This window comes from Pseudomonas sp. Wu6 (assembly GCF_019891515.1).
Taxonomy (GTDB): Bacteria; Pseudomonadota; Gammaproteobacteria; order Pseudomonadales; family Pseudomonadaceae; genus Aquipseudomonas; species Aquipseudomonas orientalis_A.
This window is the reverse complement of record NZ_JAFLXH010000080.1, coordinates 1-2,749: the sequence shown is the minus strand read 5'-3', so window position 1 is coordinate 2,749 and position 2,749 is coordinate 1. Positions and strand designations below refer to the sequence as shown.

Here is a 2,749-nt window from a genome sequence, read left to right as displayed (position 1 = left end):
TTCCACCGTGACCGAAGGCGGTCAGATCACTTACACCGCGACATTGACCAACCCGGCACAAACCCCGGTGAACGTCACCTTGAGCAATGGCTCGGTGATTACCATCAAGGCAGGTGAGTCGACGGGTACGGTCGTGGTCGACACACCGCCGAACGATGTCTACGTTAATGGCAGCACCGTCAGCACCACTATTACAGGCGCAACCGGCGGCAACTTTGAAAACCTGGTGCCGAGCACCACGCCTGCGGTCACCACGATTACTGATGTGGTCGATACCACCACTGTCACCCTGACGGCCGGTTCGACCGTGACGGAAGGTGGCCAGATCACCTACACCGCGACCCTGACCAACCCGGCACAAACCCCGGTGAGCGTCACCTTGAGCAATGGCTCGGTGATTACCATCAAGGCAGGTGAGTCCACAGGTACTGTGGTTGTCGATACCCCGGCCAATGACGTCTACGTTAATGGTTCGACCGTCAGCACCACCATTACCGGTGCTACCGGCGGCAACTTTGAAAACCTGGTGCCGAGCACCACGCCTGCGGTTACCACCATTACTGATGTGGTCGATACCACCACTGTCACCCTGACGGCCGGTTCGACCGTCACCGAAGGCGGTCAGATCACTTACACCGCGACCCTGACCAACCCGGCGCAAACCCCGGTGAACGTCACCTTGAGCAATGGCTCGGTGATTACCATCAAGGCGGGTGAGTCGGTTGGTACAGTGGTCGTGGATACCCCGGCTAACGACGTCTACGTTAACGGTTCGACCGTCACCACCACCATTACCGGTGCAACCGGCGGCAATTTTGAAAACCTGGTGCCGAGCACGACGCCTGCGGTCACCACTATTACTGATGTGGTCGATACCACCACTGTTACGCTGACGGCCGGTTCGACCGTGACCGAAGGTGGTCAGATCACCTACACCGCGACCCTGACCAACCCGGCGCAAACCCCGGTGAGCGTCACCTTGAGCAATGGCTCGGTGATTACCATCAAGGCGGGTGAGTCGACAGGTACGGTCGTGGTCGACACACCGCCGAACGATGTCTACGTTAATGGCAGCACCGTCAGCACCACTATTACAGGCGCAACCGGCGGCAACTTTGAAAACCTGGTGCCGAGCACTACGCCTGCGGTTACTACAATCACTGATTCGGTCGATGCCACCGCCGTTACGCTGACTGCCGACACGACCGTCACCGAAGGCGGTCAGATCACTTACACCGCGACCTTGACCAACCCGGCGCAGACCCCGGTGAGCGTCACCTTGAGCAATGGCTCGGTGATTACCATCAAGGCGGGTGAGTCGACGGGTACGGTGGTAGTCGATACTCCGGCCAATGACGTCTACGTTAATGGTTCGACCGTCAGCACCACCATTACCGGCGCTACCGGTGGCAATTTCGAAAGCCTGGTGCCGAGCACTACGCCTGCGGTAACCACTATTACTGATGTGGTCGATACCACCACTGTCACCCTGACGGCCGGTTCGACCGTGACCGAAGGCGGTCAGATCACCTACACCGCGACATTGACCAACCCGGCACAAACCCCGGTGAGCGTCACCTTGAGCAATGGCTCGGTGATTACCATCAAGGCGGGTGAGTCCACAGGTACTGTTGTTGTCGATACGCTGGCCAATGACGTGTACGTCAACGGTTCGACCGTCAGCACCACCATTATCGGTGCTACCGGCGGCAACTTTGAAAACCTGGTGCCGAGCACCACGCCTGCGGTTACCACCATTACTGATGTGGTCGATACCACCACTGTCACCCTGACGGCCGGTTCGACCGTGACCGAAGGTGGTCAGATCACCTACACCGCGACCTTGACCAACCCGGCACAAACCCCGGTGAGCGTCACCTTGAGCAATGGCTCGGTGATTACCATCAAGGCGGGTGAGTCCACAGGTACTGTTGTTGTCGATACGCCGGCCAATGACGTGTACGTCAACGGTTCGACCGTCAGCACCACCATTATCGGTGCTACCGGCGGCAACTTTGAAAACCTGGTGCCGAGCACCACGCCTGCGGTCACCACCATTACTGATGTGGTCGATACCACCACTGTCACCCTGACGGCCGGTTCCACCGTGACTGAAGGTGGCCAGATCACCTACACCGCGACCCTGACCAACCCGGCACAGACGCCGGTGAGCGTCACCTTGAGCAATGGCTCGGTGATTACCATCAAGGCGGGGGAATCGACGGGTACTGTTGTTGTCGATACGCCGGCCAATGACGTCTACGTTAATGGTTCGACCGTCAGCACCACCATTACCGGCGCTACCGGTGGCAATTTCGAAAGCCTGGTGCCGAGCACTACGCCTGCGGTTACTACAATCACTGATTCGGTCGATGCCACCGCCGTTACGCTGACTGCCGACACGACCGTCACCGAAGGCGGTCAGATCACTTACACCGCGACCCTGACCAACCCGGCACAAACCCCGGTGAGCATCACCTTGAGCAATGGCTCGGTGATTACCATCAAGGCGGGTGAGTCCACAGGTACTGTTGTTGTCGATACGCCGGCCAATGACGTCTACGTTAATGGCTCTACCGTCAGCACCACCATTACCGGCGCTACCGGTGGCAATTTCGAAAGCCTGGTGCCGAGCACGACGCCTGCGGTTACTACAATCACTGATTCGGTCGATGCCACCGCCGTTACGCTGACTGCCGACACGACCGTCACCGAAGGCGGTCAGATCACTTACACCGCGACCCTGACC

The 2,749-nt window shown here is 58.7% G+C and carries 1 protein-coding gene; it reads left to right on the top strand.

Annotated elements, in window-relative coordinates; translation table 11 throughout:
- The coding region (locus tag J1G34_RS26865) for a beta strand repeat-containing protein (RefSeq protein WP_347709506.1) at window positions 1–2,749 on the top strand (2,749 nt) is incomplete at both ends.